Annotated in this window: 2 protein-coding genes; both read right to left on the reverse strand. The window is 68.3% G+C overall.

Annotated features, from left to right (window positions below; translation table 11 throughout):
* Positions 1-442: adenosylcobinamide-GDP ribazoletransferase (locus RHBS_RS28255; RefSeq protein ID WP_145977673.1), on the reverse strand; the 442-nt coding region annotated here is incomplete at its 3' end.
* A 2-nt stretch (positions 443-444) separates the two neighbouring features.
* On the reverse strand, positions 445-732 hold a 288-nt coding region (locus RHBS_RS28260; RefSeq protein WP_187298687.1), incomplete at its 5' end, for a nicotinate-nucleotide--dimethylbenzimidazole phosphoribosyltransferase.

Below are 732 nucleotides of genomic sequence, written 5' to 3' on the forward strand. Positions count from 1 at the left end.
CGACCGGGACGACCGCGATGGCCCACCACAGCTGCTGGTGCGCGAGCTGGCCCAGGCTCGCGGCCTGAACTGCCAGAACGAGTGCGATGGTCGCAACTCCGAACGGCCCGGCACTGCCGGACTTCATGACTTCTCGCGCGCGCTCGGGAGGTCCGTAACAGCCCAGTCCGTCTGCGGTATCGGCCAAGCCGTCGAGATGCATACCCCGAGTGAGCAATGCCGAGGCGCCGACGGCGATCAGTCCGCCGAGCAGTGGCGACAGTCCGGCCGCGATCGACACCCACAGCAGTGCGGCGGAGATACCACCGAGGGTGAGGCCGACGAGCGGAGTGAAAGCGATCGCCCGGCCGGCGGAGTCCCTGTCGACGTCCTCGGGGCCGCGCACGGGCAGCACGGTCAGCCAGGAGAACGCGAGCACCAGTGAATCGGCTCGCCTGCGCACCGTCAGTGCTCTTCGATGGTGCTGCGGGCTTCGATGCTGCTGTGGGTTTCGCTGTCGCCGGTACTGACACCGGAGTCGGCGAAGGTGGCCATCGAATTCAAGGTGCCGACGCCCGCACGAACCAGAGGCAACGCCGCCAACGCACCCGAGCCTTCGCCGAGACGCATCTCCAGCTCCACGATCGGTTCGAGACGCAAGTGCCGCAACGCAAGTGAATGTGCAGGCTCGGCCGAACGATGCCCGGCCACCCACCAGCTGCGTGCCCCGGCTGCCGCGTCCTCGGCCACCAG

The organism is Rhodococcus sp. BS-15 (genome assembly GCF_000813105.1).
In the GTDB taxonomy this organism is placed as follows: Bacteria; Actinomycetota; Actinomycetes; order Mycobacteriales; family Mycobacteriaceae; genus Rhodococcoides.